The organism is Paracoccus sp. (in: a-proteobacteria) (assembly GCF_030538695.1).
GTDB lineage: Bacteria > Pseudomonadota > Alphaproteobacteria > Rhodobacterales > Rhodobacteraceae > Paracoccus.
In genome coordinates, this window is sequence record NZ_JAUNTN010000025.1 from 43,371 (window position 1) to 50,064 (window position 6,694).

7 protein-coding genes are annotated in these 6,694 nt (G+C 63.7%); 2 read left to right on the plus strand and 5 right to left on the minus strand.

Annotation, left to right across the window (positions count from 1 at the left end; genetic code table 11):
* Positions 1 to 31 precede the first annotated feature (31 nt).
* Entirely contained in the window at positions 32 to 1,582 is a 1,551-nt protein-coding gene (locus Q4G24_RS13905) for a Na/Pi cotransporter family protein (RefSeq protein ID WP_303367141.1), read from the plus strand.
* Here Q4G24_RS13905 and leuB read toward each other — a convergent pair.
* A complete protein-coding gene (gene leuB, locus Q4G24_RS13910; protein WP_303367142.1) occupies positions 1,560 to 2,663 on the minus strand; it encodes a 3-isopropylmalate dehydrogenase in 1,104 nt (367 codons plus the stop codon). The two genes, Q4G24_RS13905 and leuB, sit on opposite strands and share 23 nt — an antisense overlap.
* A 143-nt stretch (positions 2,664 to 2,806) precedes the next feature.
* On the opposite strand from leuB, the gene Q4G24_RS13915 reads away from it, so the two are divergent.
* The gene (locus Q4G24_RS13915) at positions 2,807 to 3,202 is read left to right on the plus strand and encodes a hypothetical protein (protein ID WP_303367143.1); all 396 of its coding nucleotides are present in this window, start codon (positions 2,807 to 2,809) and stop codon (positions 3,200 to 3,202) included.
* Positions 3,203 to 3,243: 41 nt separating this feature from the next.
* Here the strand turns inward: Q4G24_RS13915 and Q4G24_RS13920 are convergent, their stop codons facing one another.
* The 4 genes from Q4G24_RS13920 to Q4G24_RS13935 all read right to left on the minus strand — a co-directional run.
* On the minus strand, positions 3,244 to 4,299 hold the full coding sequence (locus Q4G24_RS13920; RefSeq protein ID WP_368660945.1) for an endonuclease/exonuclease/phosphatase family protein: 1,056 nt from the start codon (positions 4,297 to 4,299) through the stop codon (positions 3,244 to 3,246).
* Entirely contained in the window at positions 4,290 to 4,895 is a 606-nt protein-coding gene (gene leuD / locus Q4G24_RS13925; protein WP_303367144.1) for a 3-isopropylmalate dehydratase small subunit, read from the minus strand. The genes Q4G24_RS13920 and leuD overlap by 10 nt, the downstream gene beginning before the upstream one ends.
* Before the next feature lie 115 nt (positions 4,896 to 5,010).
* Positions 5,011 to 5,748, minus strand: a complete 738-nt coding sequence (locus Q4G24_RS13930; protein ID WP_303367145.1) for a DUF3800 domain-containing protein — start codon at positions 5,746 to 5,748, stop codon at positions 5,011 to 5,013.
* The coding region (locus tag Q4G24_RS13935) for a 3-isopropylmalate dehydratase large subunit (protein ID WP_303367146.1) at positions 5,745 to 6,694 on the minus strand (950 nt) is incomplete at its 5' end. The genes Q4G24_RS13935 and Q4G24_RS13930, both read right to left, overlap by 4 nt.

The following is a 6,694-nucleotide window of genomic DNA, read 5'->3' on the forward strand; positions in this document are numbered from 1 at the left end:
CCTTGCTTGCAGCGGCTTGTATCAACGACTGATGACGGCGATTTTTACATTTCTGGGTGGTATCGGCCTGTTCCTGTTCGGGATGGAGACGATGACGGCGGCGTTGCGGCAATTGGCCGGGGGCGGATTGCGGCACTGGCTGGCGCGGTTCACCACGACGCCACTGCGCGGCACGCTGACCGGGTTGGCGGCGACGGCGGTGGTGCAATCGTCAACGGCGGTAACGGTGATGGCGATTGGCTTTGTCGGCGCAGGTGTGATTGGCTTTACGCAGGCGCTCGGGGTGCTGTTCGGGGCCAATATCGGCACCACGATCACCGGCTGGATCGTGGTTCTGGTTGGTTTCAAGATGCAGCTTGGCCTGATCGCCTTGCCAGTGATGCTGGTCGCCAGCCTGATGGCGCTGCTGGCTGGTGGCCGGGTTGCGCGGCTGGGGCAGATGCTGGCGGGGCTGGCGCTGCTGTTCATCGGGCTGGACATGATGCAGGGCGCGATGTCGGGCGATGCCGCGCTGATCCCGGCGGAATTTCTGGCGCGTTACCTGCCGGGGGATGGGCTGATCGGGCGGCTTGTGCTGGTGCTGGTGGGGCTGGTGCTGGTGACGCTGACGCAAAGCAGCACCGCCGGGGTGGCGTTGACGCTGGTGCTGATCGGCTCGGGTGCAGTCAATCTGATGCAGGGCGCGGCCATGGTGATTGGCATGAACATCGGGACCACCTTCACCGGGCTGCTGGCGGCGGTTGGTGGCTCGCGCCCGGTGCGGATGACGGCGCTGGCCAATCTGATGTTCAACCTTGGCACGGCGGCGCTGGCCTTTCCGCTGCTGTCGTTGATGGGACCGCTGGCGCAACGGTTGGGGGACGATCAGACGGCGCTGGTGATGTTCCACACGGGCTTTAATCTGGTCGGAACGCTGGTGTTTCTGCCCTTTACCGCTGGCTTTGCCCGGCTGATCGAACGCATGGTGCCAGAGCGCCGGACAGGTGCCGAAGCCGCGCTGGACGCGCATTTGCTGGATGATGAAGCCGCTGCGATGGATGCGGCGCAAAGCGTCTGCGACATGGTGGCCGCGCAGCAGCGGGCAGCCTTGCGGGCGGCGCTGATGCCGCCGGGCGACCTTCGCCCGCTGGCTGCGGCCGAGGCGCAATGCGGCCCGGCGCTGGCGGCGGTCAAGGGCTATCTGGCGCAGATCCGGCTGCCACGGGGGAACAAGCCGCTGATGGCGCGTTATGCGGCGATGTTGCATCAGGTGGACCATCTGGTGCGGCTACAGGCGCGGCTGGACGATCACGGTGCGATTGGTCCGGTTGGCATGATGCCGGGGCTGCTGCGTCCGGCGCGGTTGATGCTGGCGGTGCCTGCAGATGATGCGATGCGTCTGGACCGGCTGTCCCGGCTGATAAAACAGCGGGCCAAGGCGGCCCGCCGGGTTGCGTTTGGCTCGGGGCGGGCTGGTGTGCCGGACCTGCTGACCCGCAGCGATGCGGCGCGGTGGCTGGCGCGGGTTGCTGACCATATTGCCAGCATCTCGCGGCACCGCGCCACCGCGCAAAGCGGGATCAGGCCGTCAGCGCCGCGATAATCGCATCACCCATCTGGCTGGTCGAAACCGGGGTCCCGCCCTCTGGTCCCATCAGGTCGCCGGTGCGCACGCCATCGGCCAGCACTTTTTCGACCGCGGCTTCCAGCTCATCCGCCGCCGCGCCCTCGTCAAAGGAATAGCGCAGCGCCATGGCAAAGGACAGGATGCAGGCGATCGGGTTGGCCTTGCCCTGACCGGCAATGTCGGGGGCGCTGCCGTGGACGGGTTCATACATCGCCTTGGGCCGGCCATTCGCCATCGGTGCGCCGAGGCTGGCCGAAGGCAACATCCCGAGGCTGCCGGTCAGCATCGCCGCCGCGTCCGACAGGATGTCACCGAACAGGTTGTCGGTCACGATCACGTCGAACTGACGCGGGTTGCGGACAAGCTGCATCGCGCCGTTGTCGGCATACATGTGCGACAGCTCGACATCCGGGTATTCGTTGTCATGGACCCACTGCACTTCCTCGCGCCAGAGGATGCCGGATTCCATCACATTGGCCTTTTCCATCGAGCAGACGCGGTTGCCGCGTTTGCGCGCCAGTTCAAAGGCGGAACGGGCCACACGGCGGATTTCGGCGGTGGTATAACGCTGGGTATTGATACCCACGCGGTCGTCGCCCTGACCCGAGATGCCACGCGGTTCACCAAAATAAACGCCGCTGGTCAGTTCGCGCACGATCAGGATATCCAGACCGGCCACCACGTCACGCTTGAGGCTGGAGAAATCGGCAAGCGCGTCAAAGCACTGTGCCGGGCGCAGGTTGGCGAACAGGTCCATTTCCTTGCGCAGACGCAGCAAGCCGCGCTCGGGCTTCACGCTGAAATCCAGGTTGTCATAGGCCGGCCCACCCACCGCGCCAAGCAGCACGGCGTCCACGTCTTGCGCCTTGGCCATGGTCGCATCGGCCAGCGGCACGCCATGCACATCATAGGCGGCACCGCCCACGAGGTCTTCCGAGATGTCAAAGCGCATCCCGCGATTGCTCTGGAACCAGTCGATGACCTTGCGGACTTCGGCCATGACTTCGCGGCCAATGCCATCGCCGGGAAGGATCAGCAGGGAATAGCTGTCAGACATGATTTCGCCTTTATATGTTGGGGTTTCGTTGGTTGGGTTTCGGGTAACGCTGCCGGTTGCCGGGGTCAAGCTCACGTTGATTTTGCTTGCAGTCCGGGCGGGGTTGCGGTGGTTTGGGGCGAAATCACAGAAGGCCGATGCCCATGCAGATTTTTCCCCGCGCGATGATTCTGGCGCTGATCCTGACCGGCCCTGCTTTGGCAGATGGCGGGGTGCGGGTGCAATTGCCCGACGTGTCCGGCCTGTCCCGACCCGAGGCGCAAAGCCTGATCGCAGAGCTGGCGCAGGTGAATGTCATTACATCGAACTGTCCGGGTTATGAGATCACGGACGGCGAATGGACGCTGATTACCGGCACCGGCGACAAGCTGGCGGCGCAGCTTGGGCTGGACCCGACCAGCTATGACCAGAAATACTATGGTCCGGCCTTTCGCCTGCTGGACGATCCCACGGCCTGCGACCGGATCGGCCCGCAGGCTGGACCGTTGTTGAAACGGCTGATCGACATGGGCGGGGGGACAAAGCCGCTGGGGCCTTGAGGCGGCGCTGTCGCCCGTGGTTTTGTGCGACGGCGGCAACATCAGCGCATCTCGACATCCACCCACACCAGCCGGTGCGGTGAGGCTGTGACGACCGTATCGGCCAGCACGCCTTCGGCGGGCCAGAGCACGCCTGAATCATGGATGCTCAGCCCCGCAGCGGGCAGGATATAGCTGACCCGCAGGGCCAGATCCCGCCCCGGCCAGTGGCCGGTATCCAGCGCCGGGTCGCCCTTGCCGGGCAGGCCGGTCAGCGGGCCGCCGGTGCTGCGCGGGCGTGGGTCTTGCAGGCGCGGATCGTTCAGCAGGGCGCGGATCGCCTGATGCCGCCCGTCGCCGTCCTCTGGGTCCAGATTGGCCTTGCCGATGATAACAAATGGCGCATCGGGGGGCGAAAAGGGCAGGGCGCTGTCCAGATAGGCGGTCCAGAAGGCGGTTTCATCATGATTGCGCCGGGCGTTGCGGTCGGTCTTGCCGCCGAACACCGGCGGAGAGCCGGACCAGGCCAGCAGATGCAGCGGCCCCGAGGTCGTCTGCACCGCGACATCCCAATGGCCGGTGCTGGACAGGCGTTGAATGGCGGCGACCTCGGGCGGGGCGTCCAGCAGGTTGCCGGGCAGGTCGCGCCACAGGGTCGCGCTGAAATCCTGCGCCGGCCCAAGCGGCAGGCGCGACAGGATCGCCATGCCATTCTGGCCGCTGAACCGGCCATAACCCTGCGCATCGTCGGGGGTGCCAAACCGCCCGTCGCCGTTCAGGTCCAGCCCGGTCGCCATGCCGCTGTTGGGGCGCGGTGCGAAATGGTGGGGATAATCCAGCCCTGCGGCTGCCAGCCGTGCGATCAGCGCATCCGGCGCCTGCCCGTCATGGTCCCAGTCGAGGCCGGTCAACAGGATCACATCGGCGCGGGCTTCGGTCAGCACGGCAAGTGCTGCGTCGATCTGCGCGTCCTTGCGGGCCATGTCGCGCAGCAAAAGCCCCGGCCCGTCGCGTGTCAGCGCAGGATCCCATGTCGCAAGCCGGATGGTTTCTGCCGCCGCCGCATGGCAAAGGGCGGCCGCCAGCGCCGCCGCCCCAAGTTTCAGGATCAGACCCAAGGCCGGGACTGCGCCATCTGCGCCTCGAACGTGTCGATGGCGGCGGATTTTTCCAGCGTCAGCCCGATGTCGTCCAGTCCGTTCAACAGGCAATGTTTGCGGTGGGGGTCCATCTCGAACGGATAGGCGGTGCCGTCCGCGCCGGTCACGGTCTGCGCCTCAAGATCCACGGTCAGGCGGGCGTTCTCGCCCTTTTCGGCGTCCTTCATCAGCGCATCGACCGCATCTTGCGGCAGCACGATCGGCAGGATGCCGTTCTTAAAGCAGTTATTATAGAAAATATCCGCAAAACTGGTCGAGATCACGCAGCGGATGCCAAAGTCCAGCAGCGCCCAAGGCGCATGTTCCCGCGACGAGCCGCAACCGAAATTGTCGCCCGCAACAATGATCTGCGATTGCCGGTAGGCAGGCTTGTTCAGCACAAAATCGGGGATTTCATTGCCCTGCTGGTCAAAGCGCATCTCATCAAACAGGTTCTTGCCAAGCCCGGAACGGTGGATGGTTTTCAGAAACTGCTTCGGGATAATCATATCGGTGTCGATATTGACCAAGGGCATCGGCGCAGCAACGCCGGTCAGGGTGGTGAATTTTTCCATGTTCTGTCTCGCTTCTTGACTTTTAGCCCGCCTGTTCGCATATTGCGTAGCAAATGGGCTGGAGTTTTTCGGTCGGCGGCGGGCTACTGGGGTCTCTCGGTGGCCCGTCTGCTTTTCATGGGAAGCACTTTGGGCCTCCATTACTGATCTTGCGTCGCGCGATCTCTGCCGCGCGATTGGGTTGGCTGGGGCGTAGGTAGTGCAGGCCAAGCGGGCGGGCCACCAAGTCAGCCAGTTGCAGCCCGGTCGAGTTGCTGCGCTTATCTGCAAAACGTGGTTTCCATTTGATTGCCTTGACCTGTGCTGATGCTTTCCCAAGCCGCGGCGCTCCACTGGCGATACGACGAAACTCCAGTTCCAGCAGCCTGTCTTCCTTCGCCCCGCGTGCTTCAAAAATGACGCTGACCTCGTGACCGGTCGTCCTCTTGCGGGCAAGGCTTTGCGCAGCCCGCTCAAGGCAGAAGGTCAGCGCCAAGGCATAGGGATCCCACGGCGTATTATAGCGTTCCTGTAGCTTGGATTTGTCGATGATGGCGCAGCAAAGTTCAATGTCGGCGTCGCCGATAATCGTGTTCAGCCGTTCCAGAAACGCATTGCGACGGGGTTCGCTGACCTGCAGAAACGCGAAATCCTTGGACTGACGCCGGATGTCACGTTCATGCAGGATCAGTTGATCGTGCCCGACTGAATCGAACTTCAGCATCTGCACTTTTGGCACAAGCTGTTCAGCATAGTGCCGCTTGCTCACCAGCATGAACACCAGAACAAAGACGGGAAAATCGTCAATGTCGGCGCCTAAGACTGGCGAGCCGCTTTCATCCGCATAGATGATGAAGTCCGAATAGTCAGTCACATCACATCCCGCACATCGACCAGATGACCGGCAACGCCTGCCGCTGCCGCCATCACCGGCGACATCAGATGGGTGCGGCCCTTATAGCCCATGCGGCCCTCGAAGTTGCGGTTCGAGGTGGCGGCGCAGCGTTCGCCCGGTGCAAGCTGGTCGGGGTTCATGCCAAGGCACATGCTGCACCCGGCCAGACGCCATTCGAAACCGGCGTCGGTGAAGATCTTGTCCAGACCTTCTTCCTCGGCCTGCATCCGCACCAGACCCGAGCCGGGGACGACCATGCCGCGCACGCCATCGGCAAGATGCTTGCCCTTGAGGATGCCGGCGGCGGCGCGCAGATCCTCGATCCGGCCATTGGTGCAAGAGCCGATGAACACCGCGTCGATGCGAATGTCGGTCAGCTTTTGCCCCGGCGTCAGGCCCATGTAGTCGATGCTGCGGCGGGCGGCCTCGACCTTGCCGCCGTCAAAGGATTCAGGCGCGGGAACGGCGTCGGTGATCGGCAGAACGTCCTCGGGCGAGGTTCCCCAGGTGACGACCGGGGCGATGTCTTCGGCGGCGATGGTCACAACCTTGTCCCAATGCGCACCCTCGTCGGATTGCAGGGTCTTCCACCAGTTCAGCGCGGCCTCCCATGCGGCACCTTTGGGAGCGTGGGGGCGGCCCATGACATATTCAAAGGTCTTTTCATCCGGCGCGATCAGACCGGCGCGGGCACCGCCCTCAATGGCCATGTTGCAGACGGTCATGCGGCCTTCCATCGACAGGTCGCGGATGGCTTCACCGCAATATTCGATGACATAGCCGGTGCCGCCCGCGGTGCCGGTCTTGCCGATGACGGCCAGCGTGATGTCCTTGGCGGTGACGCCGGGACGCAGCTTGCCGGTGATTTCCACCTTCATGTTCTTGGATTTCTTCTGGATCAGCGTTTGCGTGGCCAGAACATGCT